The sequence below is a fragment of the Phenylobacterium parvum genome, assembly GCF_003150835.1.
GTDB classification, from domain to species: domain Bacteria; phylum Pseudomonadota; class Alphaproteobacteria; order Caulobacterales; family Caulobacteraceae; genus Phenylobacterium; species Phenylobacterium parvum.
In genome coordinates this window covers 1458381-1480466 of sequence record NZ_CP029479.1, presented here as the reverse complement: position 1 = coordinate 1480466, position 22086 = coordinate 1458381, and the positions used below count along the sequence as shown (strand labels likewise).

Below are 22086 nucleotides of genomic sequence, written 5' to 3'. Positions count from 1 at the left end.
AGATGCCGAAAGCCAAGGTCAACGGCGTCGAGGTCGAGTTCGAGCCCGGCATGACGGTCCTGCAGGTGGCGGAACTGGCCGGGGAGGAAATCCCGCGGTTCTGCTACCACGAGCGCCTGTCCATCGCTGGCAACTGCCGGATGTGCCTGGTCGAGGTGAAGCCTGGGCCCCCCAAGCCCCAGGCCTCATGCGCCCTTCCGGCCGCGGACAACCAGGAGATCTTCACCAACACGCCGATGGTGAAGAAGGCCCGCGAGGGGGTGATGGAGTTCCTCCTCATCAACCACCCCCTGGACTGTCCGATCTGCGACCAGGGGGGCGAGTGCGACCTCCAGGACCAGGCCATGGGCTATGGCCGCGACGACAGCCGCTTTGCGCTGAACAAGCGGGCCGTAGAGGAAAAGGCCATGGGCCCCCTCATCAACACGGTCATGACCCGGTGCATCCAGTGCACCCGCTGCGTGCGCTTCATCACCGAAGTCGCCGGCGTGCCCGAGATCGGCCTCATCTCGCGCGGCGAAGACGTTGAAATCACGACCTATCTGGGTAGCGCCGTCACCTCCGAGCTCTCGGGGAATGTCATCGACCTCTGCCCGGTCGGCGCCCTGACCTCCAAGCCCTACGCCTTCAACGCCCGTCCCTGGGAGCTGAAGAAGACCGAGACCGTCGACGTGATGGACGCCATGGGCGCGGCCATCCGCGTCGACAGCCGCGGCCCAGCGGTCCTGCGGGTGCTTCCGCGCATCAACGAGGACGTCAACGAGGAGTGGATCTCCGACAAGACCCGCTTCGCCGTCGACGGCCTGTCCCGCCAGCGCCTGGACTCTCCCTACATCCGCGAGAACGGCCGCCTGCGTCCCGCGACCTGGGCCGAGGCCCTGGCCCTGGCTGCTGAGCGCCTTTCCAAGGCAAAGCCGGATCGCATCGGCGCCATCGCCGGCGACCTGCAGGACGCAGAGTCCATGAAGGCGACCGTCGATCTCTTCCGCGCCCTCGGCTCGGCCAACACCGACTGCCGTCAGGACGGCATGGCCCTGGGCGCCGGTCCCCGGGAATCCTGGCTCTTCAACGCCGGGATCGCCGGTCTCGACGAGACCGATGCGATCCTGCTCGTCGGAACCAACCCCCGGTTCGAAGCCCCGGTTCTGAACGCCCGCCTGCGTCGTCGCTGGCTTGCCGGCGACCTCGCCGTCGGCTTGGTGGGCGAGGCTGCGGACCTGACCTACGACTACGAGCACCTCGGCGATACGGCGGCGGCTCTGACCGCCCTGGCCAAGTCCCGATCGGGCTTCGCCAAGGTCTTGAAGGGCGCGAAGTCGCCCGCCCTGGTCATCGGCGCCGGCGCCCTGTCGGGGCCCAACGGCGCCGCCGTCGCCCACGCCGCCGCCCAGCTCGCCAAGGCCTTTGGCATGAGCTGGAATGTCCTTCACACCGCCGCCTCGCGGGTCGGCGGCTTGGACATGGGCTTCGTGCCGGGGGAGGGTGGCCTCGACGCCCGCGCCATGACGGCCAAGGGCGCGCTCGACGTGCTCTTCCTTCTTGGCGCGGACGAGATCGACCTGTCGGCCTCCGACGCCTTCCGCATCTATCTTGGCTCGCACGGCGACGCCGGCGCCCATGCGGCGGACCTGATCCTGCCCGGCGCGGCCTACACCGAGAAGGACGGGCTCTACGTCAACCTCGAGGGCCGGGTGCAGATGGGCCAGCGGGCGGTCTTCCCCAAGGGCGAGGCCCGCGAGGACTGGACCATCCTGCGCGCCCTGTCCGAGCGCCTTGGCAAGACCCTGCCTTACGACAGCCTCGACCAGCTTCGGGCACGGCTCTTCGCCGAGCACCCCACCTTCGGCCAGATCGACTGGGCGCCCCGCGGCCAGGCTTACCTGTCGGCCATCGGCGCGCAGGGTGACCTCGGCAATGCGCCGCTCGCCAGCGCCGTGAAGGCCTTCCATCTCACCAATCCGGTCGCGCGCGCCAGCGTGACCATGGCCGAGTGCGCCGCCCTGGCGGCGGGCCCGGCGAAACTGGCGGCGGAGTAGGGCATGGACGCGGCGCAATCCTTCTGGGCCACGCCGGGCGGCTGGACCCTGATCACCTTCCTCCAGATCCTGGCCGTCCTCGGGTGGCTTCTGATGTCGCTGGCCTTCTTCATGTACGGCGACCGCAAGATCTGGGCCGGTGTCCAGATGCGAAAGGGCCCGAACGTCGTCGGGCCATTCGGCCTGCTCCAGTCCTTCGCCGACCTGATCAAGTTCATCCTGAAGGAAATCGTCATCCCCGACGGGGCGGACAAGTTCGTCTTCCTCCTGGCGCCGGTCCTGACCTTCGCCCTGGCCCTGGTGGGCTGGGCGGTCATCCCCCTGGCGCCGGGCTGGGTGGTGTCGGACATCAATGTCGGGGTCCTCTACCTCTTCGCCATCTCCTCCCTGGGCGTCTACGGCATCATCATGGGGGGCTGGGCTTCGAACTCGAAGTACCCCTTCCTGGGCAGCCTGCGGTCCGCGGCGCAGATGGTGTCCTACGAGGTTTCCATCGGTTTCGTGATCATCACGGTCATCCTGCTGGCCGGCACGATGAACCTGACCCAGATCGTCGAGAAGCAGGCGGGCGGCTTCTGGAACTGGAACGTGTTCGGCGGCGGCCTGCAGAACCTCCCCATCGCCATCATCATGATCCCGATGTCGGTGATCTTCTTCATCTCGGCCCTGGCCGAGACCAACCGGCCGCCCTTCGACCTGCCCGAGGCGGAGTCCGAGCTCGTGGCCGGCTACCAGGTCGAGTACTCGTCCTCGCCCTTCCTGCTCTTCATGATCGGCGAACTGGCCAACATCGTCCTCATGTGCGCCATGATCTCCATCCTCTTCTTCGGGGGATGGCAGGCGCCGGTGGACCTGGCATTCGTGCGCGAGTGGTCGCCCACGGCCCAGAGCTTCTATGGCTTCATGTGGCTGTTCCTGAAGATCATTTTCTTCTTCTTCCTGTTCGCCATGGTGAAGGCCATCGTGCCCCGTTACCGCTACGACCAGCTGATGCGGCTGGGCTGGAAGGTCTTCCTGCCCATCTCCCTAGTCGCCGTGGTGCTGGTCGCCGGCTGGCGCGTCCTGGGGCATCCCGGCGCATGAAACCCTTCCGGCCTTCCTTCCTCGGTTTGGCGGCGGTTCTGCTCCTGGCGGGCTGCGCGACGCCCGGCGCCGCTCCCGACGGGGACGTGGCGAACTATGACTCCCTTCGCCAGATGCGCGAACGGTGCACGGCCGAAGGCAAGGACCTGGCCCTGAAGCCGGGCGGGAACGACCGGCGTCTGTCCGGCTACGAGTGCAGGGGAAAGTAGGACGTCATGCTGAATCGCATTTCCCAGGCCATCCGGGGCGCGGCCCTTTCGGACTTCATCGGCGCCTTCGGCATGGCCATGGTCTACATGGTCCGCCCCAAGGCCACCGTGATCTATCCTTACGAGCGCGGCCCACAGTCGCCGCGCTTCCGCGGCGAGCACGCCCTGCGGCGCTATCCCAGCGGCGAGGAGCGCTGCATCGCCTGCAAGCTGTGCGAGGCCATCTGCCCCGCCCAGGCCATCACCATCGAGGCCGAACCGCGCGAGGACGGCAGCCGCCGGACGACCCGCTACGACATCGACATGGTCAAGTGCATCTACTGCGGCCTGTGCCAGGAGGCCTGCCCGGTGGACGCCATCGTCGAGGGTCCGAACATCGAATTCGCGGTCGAGACCCGCGAGGAGCTCTACTACGACAAGGAACGCCTGCTCGATAACGGGGACCGTTGGGAGCGGGAGATCGCCAAGAATCTGGAACTGGACGCGCCCTACCGGTAGACCCGGGCGGCGATTCCGAACGCACTGAAACCCCGCCGCCTCCCTTCCGGGAGCCCGGTGGTCCAAGAAGAGGGGCTGAACCCGGTGGCCTTGCAGGCAATCGCATTCTATCTGCTGGCGGCGGTGACGATCGCGGCGGGGTTCGGCGTGGTCTCGGCCCGCAACCCCGTGCACTCCGTCCTCTTCCTAATCCTCGCCTTCTTCTCGGCGGCGGGCCTGTTCGTCCTCATGGGGGCGGAGTTCCTGGCCATGCTGCTGGTGGTCGTCTACGTCGGCGCGGTCGCCGTCCTCTTTCTGTTCGTCGTCATGATGCTGGACGTGGACTTCGCCGCCCTGCGCCAGGGCTTCGCGCGGTCCATGCCCCTCGGGGCGGCCGTCGCCGGCATACTGGCCTTCGAGATGGTGGCGGTCTCCGCCGTGGTCGCCAACCGCGGCGCCGCCGGAGACTCGCAGGGGCCCCTGGCCGCGACGCCTGACGCCCCGAACGCCGAGGCCATCGGCCGGGTGCTCTACACCGACTACGTCTATTTCTTCCAGGCGGCGGGCCTGGTCCTGCTGGTGGCCATGATCGGGGCCATCGTCCTGACCCTCCGGCACAAGCCCGGGGTCAAGCGCCAGGTCATCGCCGACCAGGTGGCCCGCACGCCGGCCACCGGCATGCGCGTCGTCTCGGTCAAGCCGGGTGAAGGGGTCCAGGAATGATCATCGGTCTGTCCCACTACCTGGCGGTCGCCGCCATCCTGTTCACCATCGGGGTGTTCGGGATCTTCGTGAACCGGAAGAACATCATCGTCATCCTGATGTCGATCGAGCTCATCCTGCTGGCGGTGAACATCAATTTCGTCGCCTTCTCGGCCTTCCTGCACAACGCCGTCGGCCAGATCTACGCCATGTTCATCCTGACCGTGGCGGCGGCCGAGGCCGCCGTGGGCCTGGCCATCCTGGTGACCTTCTTCCGAAACCGCGGGGACATCGCCGTGGACGACGCCTCCGTGATGAAGGGCTGATTTCCCGAGATGACTGCGCAAGCCCTTCTTCCCCTGATCGTCTTCGGCCCGCTGGCCGGAGCCCTCATCGCCGGCCTCTTCGGCTCCCGCCTTGGGGCCCTGGCCTCCCAGGCGGTGACCACGGGCCTCCTGGTCCTGTCCGCCGTCCTGTCCTGGGTGGTCTTCGCCCAGTGGACCTGGGGCGGGCTCCAGCCCTTCACCCTGACGATCGCCCCCTTCATCCATGTGGGCGAGTTCATCTCCAACTGGGCCATCCGCCTCGACGGCCTGTCCGCCGTCATGCTGGTGGTGGTGACCAGCGTCTCGGCCCTCGTGCACATCTACAGCTGGGGCTACATGGCTGAGGATCCCTCCCGGCCGCGCTTCTTCGCCTACCTGTCCCTGTTCACCTTCGCCATGCTGGCCCTGGTGACCGCCGCCGACTTCATGCAGCTGTTCTTCGGTTGGGAGGGCGTGGGCCTCGCCTCCTACCTCCTGATCGGTTTCTGGCACCACAAGGACAGCGCAAACGCCGCCTCCATCAAGGCCTTCGTGGTGAACCGGGTCGGCGACTTCGGCTTCGCCCTCGGCATCATGACCGTCTTCTGGATGTTTGGCTCGATCCAGTTCGCCGAGGTCTTCTCGCACATTGACGAGATCGCCGGGTCCAAGTGGCGCTTCATCGGCTACGACTGGTCAGCGGTGGACCTCGCCGCGGGCCTCCTCTTCATCGGGGCCATGGGCAAGTCGGCGCAGTTCTTCCTGCACACCTGGCTGCCCGACGCCATGGAGGGCCCGACCCCCGTCTCGGCCCTGATCCACGCCGCCACCATGGTGACGGCCGGCGTCTACATGGTCTGCCTCTTGTCGCCCATGTTCGAGGCCGCCCCGGTGGCCCGGGACATCGTCACCCTGATCGGCGCCGTCACGGCCCTGTTCGCCGCCACGGTGGGTCTCGCCCAGAACGACATCAAGCGGGTCATCGCCTATTCGACCTGTTCCCAGCTCGGCTACATGTTCTTCGCCGCCGGCGTGGGCGCCTACCAGGCGGCGATGTTCCACCTCTTCACGCACGCCTTCTTCAAGGCGCTGCTGTTCCTGGGCGCCGGCTCGGTGATCCACGGCATGCACCACGAGCAGGACATGCGGCGTATGGGCGGCCTCTGGCGTTACCTCCCGGTGACCTACGCGGTCATGACCATCGGCACCCTGGCCATCACCGGCTTCGGCATTCCCAGCCTGCACCTGGGCCTCGCCGGCTTCTACTCGAAGGACACCATCATCGAGTCGGCCTGGGCGGCGGCGTCCTCGCACGGCGGTGTGGCGGCCTTCGCCTTCATGGTCAGCCTGATCGCCGCCGGCCTGACGGCGTTCTATTCCTGGCGCCTGGCCTTCATGACCTTCCACGGGACCCCGAAGTGGGCCGGGGAGGGCGCGCATGGCCACGACGATCATGCCGACGCCCATGCCCACGCGCAGGACGACCATGGCCACGCTCACGCCCACGACGACCACGGACATGGCCACGGGGCGCATACCCCGCACGAGAGCCCGGCCTCCATGTTGGCGCCCATCCTGCTCTTGTCGCTTGGCGCCATCGGCGCGGGCTACGTCTTCGTCGAGAAGTTCGTCGGCGAGGGCCGGGACGCCTTCTGGCGCGGCGCCATCTACAACGCCCCGGCCAACAAGGTGCTCGAGCACGCCCACCACGCCCCCGCCTGGGTCCTCTGGGCGCCCCTGGTGGTCTCGGCCATCGGCTTCGCCGTCGCCTGGTACGTCTATATCGCCCGCGAGGGCATGGGCGCGCGGATCGCCGCTCGGCGCGGGCCTGTCTGGTCCTTCCTCTACAACAAGTGGTTCTTCGACGAGCTCTACCAGGCCACCTTCGTCCGTGCGGCCAAGCTCCTGGGCGACCTGTTCTGGAAGGTCGGGGACCAGAAGATCATCGACGGCCTCGGCCCGGACGGCGTCTCGGCGGTCTCCTACGCCCTGGGCCGCCGCACGGGACGGCTCCAGACCGGCTTTCTGTATCACTACGCCTTCGTCATGCTGCTCGGGGTAGCGGGTCTCCTGACCTTCGCCCTCTGGGCCTGGCGGGCTTGAGGAGGGCGAGACAATGACCGGCATCCTCTCCCTCATCACCTTCTCGCCCGTCCTGGGCGCCGCCCTGATCCTGGCCCTCACGGCTGGCCGCCCGGCCTCTGCGCGGGGCGATGGGCTGGCGCGCTGGATCGCTTTCGGGACCAGCCTGGTCACCCTGGGCCTGTCCGTCCTCCTGACCCTGCGGTTCGACAATGCGAACGGCGGCTTCCAGTTCGTGGAGGACATCCCCTGGTTCGCCGGGCTCCACTACCGGATGGGCGTCGACGGGATCTCGGTCCTGTTCGTCCTCCTGACCGCCTTCCTGACCCCGCTGTGCATCGCCGCCTCCTGGAAGTCGGTGGAGAACCGGGTGACCTCCTACATGGTCGCCTTCCTGCTGCTCGAGGCCCTGGTCATCGGCGTCTTCTGCGCCCTCGACCTGGTGCTTTTCTACGTCTTCTTCGAGTTCGGCCTCGCGCCCATGTTCCTGATCATTGGCATCTGGGGCGGCAAGCGGCGGGTCTACGCGGCCTTCAAGTTCTTCCTCTACACCCTGCTGGGCTCGGTCCTGATGCTGGCGGCGGTGCTGGCCATGATCGGGGCCTCGGGCACCAGCTCCATCCCGGACCTGATGACCTTCCGCTTCGAGCCCTGGATGCAGACCTGGCTCTGGCTGGCCTTCTTCGCCTCCTTCGCGGTGAAGATGCCCATGTGGCCGGTCCACACATGGCTTCCCGACGCCCACGTCGAGGCACCGACCGCCGGCTCGGTCATCCTGGCCGGCATTCTCCTGAAGATGGGCGGCTACGGCTTCCTGCGCTTCAGCCTGCCCATGTTCCCGGACGCCTCCGAGGCCTTCGCGCCCCTGGTCTTCGCGCTGTCGGCCATCGCCATCATCTACACCTCGCTGGTGGCCTTCCGGCAGACCGACATCAAGAAGCTCATCGCCTATTCCTCGGTGGCCCACATGGGCTTCGTGACCATGGGCATCTTCTCCTTCGACGTCGTCGGCGTGCAGGGCGCGATCTTCCAGATGCTCAGCCACGGGATCATCTCCGGTGCGCTCTTCCTCTGCGTCGGCGTGGTCTATGACCGGATGCACACCCGCGAGATCGCCTTCTACGGCGGCCTCGTGAAGCGCATGCCCATCTACGCCGCCATCTTCCTGCTCTTCACCATGGGCAATGTGGGCCTGCCGGGCACCTCGGGCTTCGTCGGCGAGATCATGACCCTCACCGGGGTCTATTTCAGCTCCACCTGGACGGCGGTCGCGGCGACCACCGGGGTCATCCTGTCGGCGGTCTACGCACTGACCCTTTACCGGCGCGTGGTGTTCGGCGAGATGACCAACCCGGCCCTCGCCGACATCACCGATGTCGACCTCCGCGAGATCCTGATCTTCGTTCCCCTGGTGATCGCCACCCTCTGGCTGGGCTTCCAGCCGGGCCTCGTCTTCAACGTCACCGCCAGTTCAGTCGACGGCCTTCTCGACGCCTTCCGCACTGCGGTTGGAAACTGACGGAGGCCGAAGGAAACCGCCATGTTCGCCACTGACCTCGCCATCGCCACGCCGCTGCTGATCCTCGCCGGCGCCGCGCTCTTCCTCCTGGTCGCCGGCGCTTTCATGGCTCGACCCGAACGCCTCGTCGGTTACGGAGCAATGGCGGCGCTGGCCGCCTCGGCGGTCGCCGCGGTGACCGGCCCCCAGGGCCAGGCCTTCTCCGGCGCCCTCACGGCTGACGCCGCTTCGGTCTTCGCCCAGGTGGTGATCTGCCTCGGCAGCCTGGTCGCCATCCCCCTTGGACAGGGCTGGTTCGAGCGGCGCGGCATCCGCCATTTCGAGTTCCCGGTCCTGATCCTGCTCGCCGCGCTCGGCATGGGCATGATGGCCGGGGCAGGGGACCTCCTCAGCCTCTACATCGGCGTGGAGCTCCAGTCCCTGGCCCTCTACGTCCTGGCCGCCCTGCAGCGCGACGACGCCAAGGCCTCAGAGGCGGGCCTCAAGTACTTCGTGCTCGGCGCCCTGTCCTCGGGCCTCCTGCTCTACGGCGCTTCCCTGGTCTACGGCTTCGCCGGCGCCATCGGCTTCGCCGATATCGCCGCGGCGGTGAAGGGCGAGGCCGGGACGGGCGTCCTGTTCGGGCTGGTCTTCATGATCTGCGGCCTGGCCTTCAAGGTCTCCGCCGCCCCCTTCCACATGTGGACGCCGGACGTCTACGAGGGCGCCCCGACCCCGGTGGTGGCCTTCTTCGCTGGCGCGCCCAAGCTGGCGGCAATGCTGCTCTTCGCCCGGGTCCTGGCCGAGGCCTTCCCCGAGGCCATCCCGCAGTGGCGCCAGGTCCTGATCCTCATCGCCCTGGCCTCGGTGGCCGTCGGCGCCCTGGCGGGCCTGGCCCAGACCAACCTCAAGCGCCTCTGGGCCTATTCCTCCATCGCCAATGTCGGCTACGCCGTGCTCGGCCTTGCGGCGGGAACCGCCCAGGGCGTGCAGGCCATGCTGGTCTTCATGGCCCTCTACACCGTGGCGGTGATCGGCTTGTTCGCCTGCCTGTCGGCCCTGTCGCGCAACGGCCGCCCCCTCGAGACCCTCGACGACATGGCGGGGCTCTTCCAGCAGCGGCCCTGGCTCAGCCTCGCCCTGACGGTCTTCGCCCTGTCCGGCCTGGGCCTGCCGCCCTTCGCCGGGTTCTGGGGGAAGTACTACGTCTTCATGGCGGCGGTGAACGCCGGCGATCCCATCCTGCTCTGGTCGGCCGTGGCCGCCCTGGTCGGCAGCGTGATCGCTGCCTTCTACTACCTGCGCCTCGTCAAGGTGATGTGGTTCGACCCGGCCCCCGGCCAGACCGACCGTCCGCCGGTCGAGGCCGGCGCCATTGCGGTCGGCGCCGCGGCCTTCACCTTCCCGCTGGTGCTGGCCCTGATGCCCTTCATCGACCGTTACGCAAAGGCGGCCGCCGCCGCCCTTGGCCTGGGCTAGGTGAGCGTTCCGCCCATCGAGAGCCACGCCGTCCTCGACTCGACCAACGCCGAGGCCCGGCGTCGGGCAGAGGCGGGCGACTTCGGTCCGGTCTGGATCCACGCCCTGGAGCAGACGGCGGGGCGCGGTCGACGCGGGCGTCCCTGGAGGGGCGGCGGCGGCAATCTTGCGGCCACCCTCCTGACCCCCCTCGACCTGCCGCCGGCCGAGGCGGCCCAGGTCTCCTTCGTCGCCGCCGTGGCCCTCTGCGAGACCGTGAACGCCCGGGTTGGGGCTGAGGTCGCCCGCCTGCGCTGGCCCAATGACCTCTACGCCGCCGGCGGCAAGGTCGCGGGGATCCTCGTGGAGTCCGGCGCCCGTCCCGGCGGAGGGCTCTGGCTGGCGGTGGGCGTCGGGGTAAACCTCGCCGTCGCCCCGCCCCGCGACCAGGTCGAGCGCCCCGCTGCGGCCCTGGCGGACTTTCCCGGCTTTGGAACGCTCCCACCGGGCGACTTCCTGGCGTCCCTGGCCATGCGCTTCGAGGCCTGGCGGCAGATCTGGACCCGCGAGGGCTTTCCTCCTGTCGGCGAGGCCTGGACCCGGCTTGCCGAGGGTCTTGGCGGGCCCTGCACGGCGCGTCTCCCGGACCGGACCCTTTCTGGCGCCGCCGAGGCTCTGGAGGCCGACGGCGCCCTGCGGCTGCGCCTCGAGACAGGCGATGCCGTCCGGATCACGGCCGGCGACGTCTTTTTCGGAGAAAGCTGATGCTGCTGGCGATCGAGCAGGGCAACACCAACACCCTCTTCGCCGTCCATGACGGGAAGGACTGGATCGCCCAGTGGCGCACCGCCACCCAGTCCACGCGGACGGGGGATGAATACGCCGTCTGGCTCTACCAGCTGCTGGCCATGGCCGACCTGAAGTTCGAGATGCTGGACGCCTGCATCATTTCCAGCGTGGTGCCCCAGTCGATCTTCAACCTCCGCAACCTGGCCCGCCGCTACCTCAAGGTGGAGCCCCTGGTGATCGGCGAGAATGTCGATCTTGGCATCCCTGTCCGGCTGGAAAAGCCGTCCGAGGCCGGCGCTGACCGGCTGGTCAACGCGATCGGCGCCCATGCCGTCTATCCCGGCGATCTGATCGTCATCGACTCCGGAACCGCCACCACCTTTGACGTGATCGCCGCCGACGGCGGGTTCGAGGGCGGGGTGATCGCGCCGGGCATCAACCTGTCCATGGAGGCTCTGCACGCCGCCGCCGCCAAGCTGCCCCGGGTGGCTATCCGCCGGCCCGAGCGGGCCATCGGGCGGGATACGGTGGGCGCCATGCAGGCCGGTGTCTTCTGGGGCTACATCGCCCTGATCGAAGGGCTCATCGCCCGCATCAAGGCCGAGTGGGGCCGTCCCATGACGGTTGTCGCGACGGGCGGCGTGGCCTCGCTCTTCCATGGCGCGACGGCCGCCATCGACCATTTCGACTCCGACCTGACCATCCGTGGCATGCTGGAGATCCATCGCCGCAATTCGGGGAGCCTCTAGTTGGCCGGTCCGCGTCCTGACGACGAGCTTGTCTTCCTGCCCCTGGGCGGGTCGGGCGAGATCGGCATGAACTTCAACCTCTACGGCTACGGCCCGCCGGACCGGAGGCGCTGGATCGTCGCCGACCTCGGCGTCACCTTCGGCGGACAGGACACCCCCGGGGTGGACGTGATCCTCCCGGATCCGGCCTTCATCGAGGAGCATGCCGACGACATCCTCGGCATCGTCCTGACCCATGCCCACGAGGACCACATCGGGGCCGTGGCCTGGCTCTGGCCCCGCCTTCGTGCGCCCCTCTACGCCACTCCCTTCACGGCCTTCCTGCTGCGGGAGAAGCTGCGCGAGCGGAACCTGGAGGATGAGGTCGAGCTCAACGTCGTGCCCCTTGGCGGGCGGATCGTCCTGGGTCCCTTCGACGTGGAGATGGTCACCCTGACCCACTCCATTCCCGAGCCCAACGGCTTGGTGATCCGCACCCCCCTGGGGGTTGTCCTTCACACCGGGGACTGGAAGATCGACCCGGCGCCCCTGCTGGGGGAGGTCACCGACGCCGCGACCCTGAGGACGCTCGGTGACGAGGGCGTCCTCGCCATGGTCTGCGACTCCACTAACGTCTTCGTCGACGGGCGGGCGGGATCCGAGGCCGATGTCCGCGAGGAACTCGTCAAGGTCATCGCCGCCCAGACCGGGCGGGTGGCCGTCGCCTGCTTCGCCTCCAACGTCGCCCGGATGGAGACCGCGATCCACGCCGGCCGCGCCGCCGGACGGAAGATCTGCCTGGTGGGCCGGTCCATGATCCGTATGGCCGCCGCCGCCCGGCACGTGGGCATGGACGTGGACTCCCAGGGCTTCATCTCCGAGGCCCAGGCTTCCCATATGCCGCCGGACCAGGTGCTCCTGCTGTGCACCGGCAGCCAGGGCGAGCCCCGCGCCGCCCTCTCGCGGATCGCCGACGGCTCACATCCGCACATTCGCCTTGGCGCCGGGGACAGCGTGATCTTCTCCAGCCGGGTCATCCCCGGCAACGATATCGCCATCCGCAACATGCAGGACCGCCTCGCCGAGCGGGGGGTGCGCCTGATCACCGATCACGAGCATCCCGGCATCCATGTCTCGGGTCATCCCTGCCGTGACGAGCTGGCCGACATGTACGCCTGGGCCCGGCCGAAGATCGCCGTGCCCACCCATGGCGAGCGCCGGCACCTGCTGGAGCACGCCGCCTTCGCGCGCGACCTCCAGGTGCCCCAGACCGTCGCGCCCCGGAACGGCGACATGGTCCGCCTGGCGCCGGGCCGAGCCGCGGTGATCGACGAGGTTCCCGCCGGCCGGATCCATCTCGATGCCGGCTTCATGACGCCCGAGGACGGAGAGCCCCTGCGCGAGCGCCGTCATGCGGCCTCCAGCGGCGTGCTCCATGTCGCCCTGGCCCTGGATGGCCGGGGCCGCATCGCCTCGGGTCCCCAGGTCCGCGCCGTCGGCCTGCCCGGGGATCCGGAGCGTCCCCTTGAGGACCTGCTGGATGACCTGGCCGATGCTGCGGAGGCCGCCGTGCGCCGCCTCGACGGCGACCAGCGCGAGATCGACGGCGAGGTCGAGGCCGCCATGTCCCGCGCCCTGAAGAAGGCCGCCCAGCGCATCTGGGGCCGCCGTCCCGTCGTCCAGGCCACCCTCCTGAGGCTCTGACCCGACGCTGGCCTTGCCAGCCGACCCGGTTTCGCCGACGCTCGTCGCAAGAACAAGACGGGGGGCGGGGCATGTCGGCCTACATGGGCGTTCGGATCGCCGATTTCACGCAGGGCGTGGCCGGGCCGATGGCCTGCATGCTGTTGGGCGACTTCGAGGCCGAGGTGGTCAAGATCGAGCCGCCTGGAGGCGACCGGTTGAAGGACCATCCCGGCTATCCCGCCTGGAACCGGAACAAGACCGTCGTGACCCTGGACCTTTCGGACCCCGCGGACCTGGCGCGGGCGCGGGACCTTGCGCGGGCCGCCGACATCGCGGTTTTCGACCATCCGCCCGGCGACCTCGAGGCGCTCGGCTTGGACGCCGCCAGCCTGCGCGAGGGCGCGCCGCACCTGATCCACGTCTGGATGCCGCCCTACGGGACCCAGGGGCGCTGGAGCCGGCTGCCGCCCCGCCACAGCCTTCTGGCGGCGGTGTCGGGTATCGCCTTCCGCCAGGGCGCCTACGGCGACAGCCCCGTTCACCTCATCCTTCCCCTCGGCTGGTATGGCCAGGCGGTGATGGCGGCAGGCGCCATGGGGGCCGCCCTCTATGAGCGCGGCGCCTCGGGGCAGGGCCAGGCGGTGACGGTCAGCGGCCTGCATGGGGTGTCGGAGGTGGGCGGCGTGGTCATGGTTCTCGACCAGCCCCGCCTGCCGCGCGGCGCGCCCCAGGGCGCCTCGCCCAGCTATCGCCTCTACCGGTGCGGGGATGGCGAGTGGTTCTTCATGGCCACCCTCTTCATGCCCTTCTTCCGTAAGGCCATCGACGCCCTGGGCCTCGGCGCGCACTGGGAGACCCTGTTGCTCAATCCGGGCCTCGCCCTCGAGGTGCTGGAAGAGGTCTTCCTCAGCCAGCCGAGACGCCACTGGCTGGGCCTCCTCGGGGAGGCCGGGGTGCCCTGCGCCCCGGTAGGGGACCGCAAGGCCTGGTTCGCCGGCGAGGCCGTCCGTCACGCCGGGCTCAGGCTCGAGTTTGACGATCCCGTCCGGGGCAGGGTGGCCATGCCCGGCCCGCCGGCCCGGCTTTCCGCCACTCCGGCCTCGATCCGCGCCCTGCCAGCGGCCGGCGTCTTGCCCGCCTGGACGGCGCCTGCCCTTGCGGCGCAGGGGGAGGGCTCCCGCAGGCCCCTGGAGGGCGTGAAGGTCCTCGACATGGGCTCGGTCATCGCCGGCGCCCTGGCCGGGGCGGTCCTGGCCAACCTGGGCGCGGAGGTCATCAAGATCGAGTCGCCAGAGGGGGATCCCTTCCGCTCTGACGGCGGCCCCTTCCTGGCCTGCAACCGGGGCAAGCGCGGACTGGGGCTCGACCTCAAGCAACCGGGTGCGAAGGACATGTTCCTCGACCTCGTCCGCCAGTCCGACGTGGTCCTCGACAACTACCGCTTCGGCGTGCGCAAGCGCCTCGGCGTCGACTACGAGGCCCTGCGGCAGGTCAATCCGCGGATCATCAGCTGCTCGGTCAACGCCTACGGCGACGCCGGGCCCCGCGCGCCCCTGCCGGGCTTCGATCCCCTCCTCCAGGCCGAGGGCGGCATGATGGCGGCCCAGGGAGGGGCGGCCGAGCCGGTCCTGCACACCATCGCCGTCAACGACGTAGCCACGGCCGGCGTCGTCGCCTTCGGCATCATCTCGGCCCTCAACGCCCGCCGGCGGACAGGGGAGGGGCAGGAGGTCATCACCAGCCTTCTGGCCCAGAGCCTGACCTTCCAGCTGGGCGAGGTGGTCGACTATCCGGGCCGGCCGGCGGCGCCGTCGGGCGGCGTCGATTGCCTGGGTCTGAGCGCGGCGCAGCGATACTACGAATGCCGCGACGGATGGATCGCGCTCGCGGCCGAGACGGTCGAGGAGGCCGGCGCCCTTCTTGGCGCCCTTGGCCTCGACGCCGATCCCCGGGAAGCCCTCTGCGCCGAGCCGGAAGGTTTCCTCGCCAGACGTCTCGCCGAGACGCTGGCGCAGCTGTCGCGGGATGACGCCCTGGCGCGCCTGGGACAGGCCGGGGTTCCCTGCGCCCCGTGCGTCCGTGGCTATGAGGCGTACGAGGACGGATGGCTGGCGGAGAACCGGGTCTTCGAGGCCTGGCGGCATGGCCGCCTCGGCGAGGCGGTGGGCGTGCGCAGCTATGCCGACTTCTCACGCACCCCCGGAGGGTTCCGTTTCCCGGTCCCGGACGCCGGGGAGCACACCCGGCAGGTCCTCGCCGAATTCGGCCTCGACGCCAACCGGATCGAGGCCCTGCTCGCCGCGGGGGCGGTGTTCGAGCCTGCGGCGGCGCGCAGCCACCTGAGGGACGGCGGGGCGGCCCTCTTCACCCAGTGACCCCGGGTCATGGATGACGCCGGCCCGCCGCCGTTGTATGCATCCCGCATGATCGGAAGACTGAACCACGTCGGGGTCGCCACCCCCTCCATCGCCGAGTCCGTGAAGCTCTATCGCGACGTCCTCGGCGCCACGCAGATCTCGGCGGTCAAGGCGATGCCGGAGCAGGGCGTCAATGTCTGCTTCGTCGACCTGCCCAACAGCCAGATCGAACTGATCGAGCCCCTGGGCGAGGCCTCTCCCCTGCATGGGTTCCTGGCGAAGAACCCTTCGGGCGGACAGCATCATGTCTGCTTCGAGGTCGACGACATCCTCGCCGCCCGGGACGACATGGCCGCCAAGGGCGCCACGGTCCTGAACAATGGCGTCCCGCGCATCGGGGCCCACGGCACGCCGGTGATCTTCGTCCATCCCAAGAACATGGGCGGCGTCCTGGTCGAGCTGATGGAAACCCCCAAGGGCGCTCACCCATGAGCCCCTTCACGGCCATCGCCATCTACCTGACCCTCTGGTGGACGGTCCTGTTCGCCGTTCTTCCGCTGGGGGCCAAGTCGCATGCGGAGGCGGGCATCAAGCCGCCCGGCGGCGGGGATCCCGCCTCGCCGGTCAATCCGCGACTCAAGGAGAAGTTCCTGCTGACCACGGTGATCTCGGCCGTGGTGTTCGTGGTCTTCTTCCTGCTCCTGCACTTCGAGGTCATCCCCCTGACGCCCCTGCGCCGCCTGGGCTGAGCCTGCAGGACGCCCATTCACCGGGCGCCCGGGCCGGGGTTCCGCCCACAAGGCGGGCGCCTTCCCATGGGTCGGGCCGGCAAGACCGATACCGCATGACAGGCCCAGGACGCGGCGCTCTCCTGACCCCGCCGGCCAAGGCCGGAGCGTTCCCCGAGATGGAGAAGGCCGCCCCGCTCCCGGGCGGCCTTCTTTTCGCCCGCGAACCGGGGCATAGCGGACGCATTCGCCGCAAGCCCGAGCCCATGCCCGATCCCGCAGCCTCCGCGTCCTCCGATCCCCGGCCCTTCGAGCTTCGCCCCGCTGGTCCCTTCAGCCGCTGGGAGCGCATGGTCGCGGGCCGTTACCTCCGCTCCAAGCGCAGGGAAGGGGGCGTCGCCCTGATCGGGGTGATCGCCTATGTCGGCATCGCCCTGGCCGTCGCCGTCCTGATCATCGTCATGAGCGTGATGAACGGGTTCCGGGCCGAACTCCTCTCGCGGATCCTGGGCTTTAACGGCCATGTCTTCGTCACCGCCGCGCCGGCCTCGGGCCTGGATCCCGCCAGCCTCGCCGGTCGGCTCGCCAAGCTGCCCGGGGTGGTCCAGGCCTCCCCCATCATCGAAGGCCAGGTCATGGCGGTTGGCGACGGACAGGTCTCCGGCGCCATTGTCCGGGGCGTCTCTCGCGCCGACCTGAAGGCAACCCGCCTCGTTGCCGACAACATCAGTCCAGGCGGCCTCGAGGGCTGGGGCGAGGGCGAGTATGGCGGCGACCGTGTCCTGGTGGGCGAGCGCCTGGCCGCCAGCCTGGGCCTTAGGCCTGGCGATCCGATCACCCTGATCTCGCCCAACGGCGCCGCCACCGCCTTCGGCGATGCGCCCCAGCGCAAGACCTTCATCGTATCCGGCGTCTTCAGCGTCGGGATGAGCGAGTACGACCAGACCTTCCTCTACATGCCGATCGAGCAGGCGGGACTGTTCTTCGGTCGGGAGGGCGCGCCGGACTTCATCGAGCTGCGACTGTCCGATCCGGACCGGGCCGCCGCCCTCAAGGCCGAAGTCGCCGCCCTGGCGGGTCCGGCCGCCTCGGTGTCCGACTGGACGGAGCGCAACGCCGCCTTCTGGGGCGCCCTGAAGGTCGAGCGCAACGTCATGCGCCTGATCCTGATGATGCTGGTCCTGATCGCCGCCGCCAACATCATCTCCGGCCTGATCATGCTGGTGAAGAACAAGGGGCGGGACATCGCCATTCTTCGCACCATGGGGGCGGGGCAGGGGGCCATCCTGCGCATCTTCTTCATGGCCGGTGCGGCGGTCGGCGTGGCCGGCGCCCTGACGGGCCTCGCCCTGGGCGTCGTCTTCTGCACCTATATCGGGCCCATCCAGCAGGCCGTGGAATGGGTCACGGGCGCCCGGGTCTTCGCCTCGGATGTCTACTACCTCTCGCGCATTCCCGCCCGGATCGACTGGGGCGAGGTCGCCCTGATCCTGGGCTGGTCCCTCGTCGCCGCCTTCCTGGCCACGCTGCCGCCGGCCTGGCGCGCCAGTCGCCTCGATCCGGTGGAGGCCCTTCGCTATGAGTGAAGGGCCTGTCCTGTCCCTGCGCGACCTGCACCGGACCTATCGTTCGGGCGATCGCCTGCTGCATGTGCTCGATGGCGCCGAGCTGGACCTGTCCGCGGGCGAGATCGTCGGCCTCGTCGGACCGTCAGGCTCGGGCAAGTCCTCCCTGCTCCACGCCGCGGGCCTCCTGGAAAAGCCCACCTCGGGCCGGGTGCTCGTGGAGGGGCGGGACTGCACGGACCTGTCTGACGCCCAGCGCACACGGGTGCGGCTCTCGGCCATCGGCTTCGTCTACCAGGCTCACCATCTGTCGCCGGAGTTCACGGCGGTCGAGAACGTCATGCTGCCCCAGCTCATGGCGGGGCGCACCCCTGTCCAGGCCCGGGAGCGGGCCAGCGCCCTCCTGTCCGACCTGGGCCTCGCCGAGCGCCTCGATCACCAGCCCGCCCAGCTTTCGGGCGGCGAGCAGCAGAGGGTGGCCGTCGCCCGCTCCCTGGCGAACCGGCCCCGGATCCTCCTGGCGGACGAACCTACCGGGAACCTGGATCCCGAGACGTCGACCTCGGTCTTCGACAGCCTTCGGGCCATGGTCCGGGGTCAGGGGACCGCGGCGCTGATCGCGACCCACAACCTGGAACTCGCGGGCCGCATGGATCGGGTGCTCACCCTTCGCCAGGGTCGCATCGTCGCCGCCTGAGGCCTGATTGAAATACCCCCTTGAAATGAGAACAAAAGCGGAATAGGAACATTTCACGAACAAGGTGGGAGATCGAGACATGGCTCGACTTGCAAGGGAATCGCTGGCCTTTCTGTCCGTGGCCGGGTTTGTCTGGATGATGTGCCAGGTGGCCGTCCTGGCGGCCTAGACCCGGGCGCCGTCTTGCGCCCGTACCGGGCGTGCAAGGGTGCTGGGGATCGGAAAGAACGGATGACGGTCGGGGACGGATTCATTCACCTCAGGGTGCGTTCGGCCTACTCCCTCCTGGAGGGAGCGACCCGCGCCGACGCCCTGGGGAAGCTCGCCGCCGGGCAGGGCATGCCGGCCGTCGCCATCGCCGACCGGGCCAATCTTTTCGGCGCCCTTGAGTTCTCCGTGACGGCCAAGGACATCGGCGTGCAGCCCATCATTGGCTGCGCCCTTGCGGTCCGGGGCATTGGCGGTCGCGCTCCTGAGCGCTGGGCCCGCACGCCGACCTTGGTCCTCCTGGCCCAGTCCGAAACGGGCTATCTCAACCTCTCCGCACTATCCTCCATGGCCTTTCTCGAGGCCGACGGCCTGGAGGAGCCTTCCGTTTCCTGGTCCGAAGTCGCCGCGCACTCCGAGGGCCTGATCCTGCTTTCGGGAGGGACGGATGGACCGGTCGACCCACTTTTCGCGGCGGGACGGACGTCTGAGGGAGAGACTGCGCTCGCCGCCATGGCGGAGGCCTTTGGCGACCGCTTCTACATCGAGCTCCAGCGACATGGCCTCGCCAGCCAGGCGGCGGCGGAACCTGGCCTTGTGGCTTATGCCTACGCCCATGACCTGCCCTTGGTGGCGACCAACGACGTCTATTTCCCGACGGCCGACCTCTACACCGCGCACGAGGCCCTGCTGTGCATCGCCGACGGCGCATTCATCGGGCAGGATGAGCGGCGGCGGGTGACCCCCGAACACTGGTTCAAGCCGGCGGCGGACATGCGCGCCCTGTTCGCCGACCTTCCGGAGGCCTGCGACAATACCATCGACATCGCGCGCCGCTGCGCCTTCATGGTCAAGAAGCGCGATCCGATCCTGCCGCGCTTCCCGACCTCCGAAGGACGGACCGAGGACGAGGAGCTGGCCAGCCAGGCCCGCGAGGGGCTGCGGGTCCGTCTCGCGACCCACAGCCCTGCGCACCCGCTGGAGGCCTACGAGACCCGCCTGGAGCAGGAGATCTCCGTCATCCAGAAGATGGGGTTCTCGGGATACTTCCTGATCGTGTCCGACTTCATGAAATGGGCCGTGTCCCAGGGGATACCGGTGGGGCCCGGGCGCGGGTCCGGGGCCAGCTCGCTGGTGGCCTGGTCCCTGATGATCACGGGCCTGGACCCCCTGCGCTACGGCCTCGTCTTCGAACGCTTCCTGAACCCGGAACGCGTCTCCATGCCCGACTTCGACATCGACTTCTGCCAGGAGCGGCGGGAAGAGGTGATCGCCTACGTCCAGCAGCGCTACGGGCGCGACCGTGTGGCCCAGATCATCACCTTTGGCACCCTCCAGGCCCGGGCGGTCCTGCGCGACGTCGGCCGGGTGCTGCAGATGCCCCTCGGCCAGGTGGACCGTCTGGCCAAGATGGTGCCGGCCAATCCCGCCAACCCCGTCACCCTCGCCCGGGCCATCGAGCTCGAGCCGCGCCTCCAGCAGGCGCGGGAAGAAGACGAGTCCGTCGCCCGGCTACTGGAGATCGCCCTGCGGCTGGAGGGCCTGTACCGCAACGCTTCCACCCACGCCGCCGGCGTGGTGATCGCCGACCGGCCCCTGACCGAGCTTTCACCCCTTTACCGGGACCCCCGGTCCGAGCTGCCGGCCACCCAGTTCAACATGAAGTGGGTCGAGAGCGCCGGCCTGGTGAAGTTCGACTTCCTGGGCCTGAAGACCCTGACCGTGATCGACCGGGCCATGAAGCACCTGGCCCGGCGCGGCGCGGACTTCTCCCTTGAGGGCCTGCCCCTGGACGATGCCGCCACCTACGAGCTGATGGCCTCCGGGCAGACGGTCGGGGTGTTCCAGCTGGAAGGGCAGGGGATGCGCGACACCCTGCGCCAGCTGAGGCCGGGGTCCATCGAGGAGGTCACCGCCCTCATCTCCCTCTACCGCCCCGGGCCGATGGACTCGATCCCTGCCTATGTGGACACCAAGGCCGGGCGCAAGCCGCTGAATGTCTACCATCCGCTGCTGGAGCCGGTCCTGACCGAGACCTACGGGGTCATCGTCTACCAGGAGCAGGTGATGAACATCGCCCGCATCATGGCGGGCTACTCCCTGGGCGAGGCGGACCTCCTGCGCCGGGCCATGGGCAAGAAGAAAAAGGAGGAGATGGACCAGCAGCGGGCCCGTTTCCTCTCCGGCGCGGCCGAGCGCGGGGTGGACCCGGACCTGGCCGACACCCTCTTCGAGCTGATGGCCAAGTTCTCCGGCTACGGCTTCAACAAGGGCCATGCTGCGCCCTACGCCCTGATCGGCTACCAGACCGCCTGGCTCAAGGCGAACACGCCGGTGGAGTTCTTCGCCGCCTCGATGAGCCTCGACATCTCGAACACGGACAAGCTGGCGGTCTTCTACCAGGACGCCCGCCGGTTCGGCGTCACGGTCCGGCCGCCGGACGTGAACCGGTCTGGCGCCGACTTCGACGTGGGCGATGGCGAGGTGCTCTATGCCCTCGGCGGCATCCGCAATGTCGGCCTGCAGGCCATGGAGCACGTGGTCGAGGTGCGGGTGGCGGGCGGGCCCTTCCGCGACATTTTCGATTTCGTCGAGCGGGTGGATCCCCGGCAGGTCAATCGCCGCACCCTCGAGACCCTGGCCCGGGCGGGCGCCTTTGACAGCCTGGGATGCGACCGGGCTCAGCTGGTCGAGGCCTCCGAGACCCTGGCGGGTTACGGGCACAGCGTTGCCGAGGAGCGGTCGTCTTCCCAGGGCTCCCTGTTCGGCGGCGACCAGGTGGAGGCCCAGCGCCCCCGTCTGCCGCGGACCGAGTCCTGGTCGCCGACCCGCCGGCTGGACGAGGAGCTGGCGGCCGTGGGTTTCTATCTGTCGGGCCATCCGCTGGAGGACCTGATGCCGGCCCTGCGCCGGCGCCGGACCGATCTCCTGACCGAGGTCATCCCCAAGGCCGAAGCCGGGGCCGAGGCCTTCCGCATGGCCGGGGTGGTGCGTCGGCGGCAGGAACGCGCCTCCCAGGCCAGCGGCGACAAGTTCGCCTTCGTCACCCTTTCGGACCCTTCCGGTGAATACGAAGTGCTGTTCCCGCCAGAGTCCCTGCGACGGTGCCGGGATCTCCTGGAGCCCGGCCGTGCGGTGTCCCTCAAGGTCCGGGCCAAGGCTCGGGACGGTGAGGTCCGCTTCTTTGGCGACGACGCCGAACCCGTAGAGACGGCCATCGAGAACGCCGTGGCGGGCCTCAGGGTGCACGTCTCGCCCCGCAGCCTGGCCATCGACGCCCTGAAGGCGCGCCTGACCTCGGCGCCCCAGGGTCGGGGTGGCGAGATCGTCCTGGTGGCGCCGGTCGAGGGCGGCCGGGAAATCGAGGTCCGGCTTCCCGGGCGCTTCGACCTGGGTCCTGCAGTCCGTGGAGCCCTCAAGACCGCACCCGGCGTGGTCTTCGTCGAGGACATCTAGCGGGCGCTGCACCCCTACGGGAC

The 22086-nt window shown here is 69.1% G+C and carries 19 protein-coding genes; all 19 read left to right on the top strand.

The genetic code is table 11. The features are described 5' to 3' along the window. Nucleotides 1–2: 2 nt before the first annotated feature. The 19 genes from nuoG to dnaE all read left to right on the top strand — a co-directional run bounded on the left by nuoG (nt 3) and on the right by dnaE (nt 22063). Nucleotides 3–2036 (top strand): NADH-quinone oxidoreductase subunit NuoG, encoded by a 2034-nt coding sequence (gene nuoG, locus HYN04_RS07090; RefSeq protein WP_110450115.1) that lies wholly within the window; start codon nt 3–5, stop codon nt 2034–2036. 3 nt (nt 2037–2039) lie between these two features. Continuing rightward, nucleotides 2040–3119: an NADH-quinone oxidoreductase subunit NuoH gene (gene nuoH, locus HYN04_RS07085; protein ID WP_110450114.1), complete on the top strand. Its 1080-nt coding sequence runs from the start codon at nt 2040–2042 to the stop codon at nt 3117–3119. Beyond that, complete coding sequence (locus tag HYN04_RS07080; RefSeq protein WP_110450113.1) at nt 3116–3328, top strand: hypothetical protein; 213 nt, start codon at nt 3116–3118, stop codon at nt 3326–3328. The genes nuoH and HYN04_RS07080 overlap by 4 nt, the downstream gene beginning before the upstream one ends. Before the next feature lie 6 nt (nt 3329–3334). Continuing rightward, a complete protein-coding gene (nuoI, locus tag HYN04_RS07075; RefSeq protein ID WP_110450112.1) occupies nt 3335–3826 on the top strand; it encodes an NADH-quinone oxidoreductase subunit NuoI in 492 nt (163 codons plus the stop codon). 84 nt (nt 3827–3910) lie between these two features. Next, the gene (locus tag HYN04_RS07070; protein WP_110451334.1) at nt 3911–4528 is read left to right on the top strand and encodes an NADH-quinone oxidoreductase subunit J; all 618 of its coding nucleotides are present in this window, start codon (nt 3911–3913) and stop codon (nt 4526–4528) included. After that, nucleotides 4528–4833, top strand: a complete 306-nt coding sequence (gene nuoK, locus HYN04_RS07065; protein ID WP_110451333.1) for an NADH-quinone oxidoreductase subunit NuoK — start codon at nt 4528–4530, stop codon at nt 4831–4833. Before HYN04_RS07070 ends, nuoK begins: the two co-directional genes overlap by 1 nt. A 9-nt stretch (nt 4834–4842) precedes the next feature. After that, nucleotides 4843–6915, top strand: a complete 2073-nt coding sequence (gene nuoL / locus HYN04_RS07060; protein ID WP_110450111.1) for an NADH-quinone oxidoreductase subunit L — start codon at nt 4843–4845, stop codon at nt 6913–6915. Between the two features lie 13 nt (nt 6916–6928). Continuing rightward, entirely contained in the window at nt 6929–8413 is a 1485-nt protein-coding gene (locus HYN04_RS07055; RefSeq protein WP_110450110.1) for an NADH-quinone oxidoreductase subunit M, read from the top strand. Between the two features lie 21 nt (nt 8414–8434). Next, the gene (gene nuoN, locus HYN04_RS07050) at nt 8435–9871 is read left to right on the top strand and encodes an NADH-quinone oxidoreductase subunit NuoN (RefSeq protein ID WP_110450109.1); all 1437 of its coding nucleotides are present in this window, start codon (nt 8435–8437) and stop codon (nt 9869–9871) included. Beyond that, the gene (locus HYN04_RS07045) at nt 9872–10615 is read left to right on the top strand and encodes a biotin--[acetyl-CoA-carboxylase] ligase (RefSeq protein ID WP_110450108.1); all 744 of its coding nucleotides are present in this window, start codon (nt 9872–9874) and stop codon (nt 10613–10615) included. Further along, nucleotides 10612–11388: a type III pantothenate kinase gene (locus tag HYN04_RS07040; protein WP_110450107.1), complete on the top strand. Its 777-nt coding sequence runs from the start codon at nt 10612–10614 to the stop codon at nt 11386–11388. Before HYN04_RS07045 ends, HYN04_RS07040 begins: the two co-directional genes overlap by 4 nt. Nucleotides 11389–11454: 66 nt before the next feature. Next, on the top strand, nt 11455–13071 hold the full coding sequence (locus HYN04_RS07035; protein ID WP_110451332.1) for a ribonuclease J: 1617 nt from the start codon (nt 11455–11457) through the stop codon (nt 13069–13071). Nucleotides 13072–13142: 71 nt separating this feature from the next. After that, on the top strand, nt 13143–15428 hold the full coding sequence (locus tag HYN04_RS07030) for a CoA transferase (RefSeq protein WP_110450106.1): 2286 nt from the start codon (nt 13143–13145) through the stop codon (nt 15426–15428). A 48-nt stretch (nt 15429–15476) separates the two neighbouring features. Beyond that, nucleotides 15477–15902, top strand: a complete 426-nt coding sequence (gene mce, locus HYN04_RS07025) for a methylmalonyl-CoA epimerase (RefSeq protein ID WP_110450105.1) — start codon at nt 15477–15479, stop codon at nt 15900–15902. After that, nucleotides 15899–16159, top strand: a complete 261-nt coding sequence (locus HYN04_RS07020; RefSeq protein ID WP_110450104.1) for a DUF1467 family protein — start codon at nt 15899–15901, stop codon at nt 16157–16159. Before mce ends, HYN04_RS07020 begins: the two co-directional genes overlap by 4 nt. 245 nt (nt 16160–16404) lie before the next feature. Continuing rightward, nucleotides 16405–17724 (top strand): lipoprotein-releasing ABC transporter permease subunit, encoded by a 1320-nt coding sequence (locus HYN04_RS07015; RefSeq protein WP_110451331.1) that lies wholly within the window; start codon nt 16405–16407, stop codon nt 17722–17724. Continuing rightward, complete coding sequence (locus HYN04_RS07010) at nt 17717–18400, top strand: ABC transporter ATP-binding protein (protein ID WP_110450103.1); 684 nt, start codon at nt 17717–17719, stop codon at nt 18398–18400. Before HYN04_RS07015 ends, HYN04_RS07010 begins: the two co-directional genes overlap by 8 nt. Nucleotides 18401–18479: 79 nt before the next feature. Further along, nucleotides 18480–18569: a cell division inhibitor SidA gene (gene sidA, locus HYN04_RS07005; RefSeq protein WP_110450102.1), complete on the top strand. Its 90-nt coding sequence runs from the start codon at nt 18480–18482 to the stop codon at nt 18567–18569. 62 nt (nt 18570–18631) lie between these two features. Continuing rightward, the gene (gene dnaE, locus HYN04_RS07000) at nt 18632–22063 is read left to right on the top strand and encodes a DNA polymerase III subunit alpha (protein WP_110450101.1); all 3432 of its coding nucleotides are present in this window, start codon (nt 18632–18634) and stop codon (nt 22061–22063) included. The last annotated feature ends 23 nt before the right edge of the window (nt 22064–22086 follow it).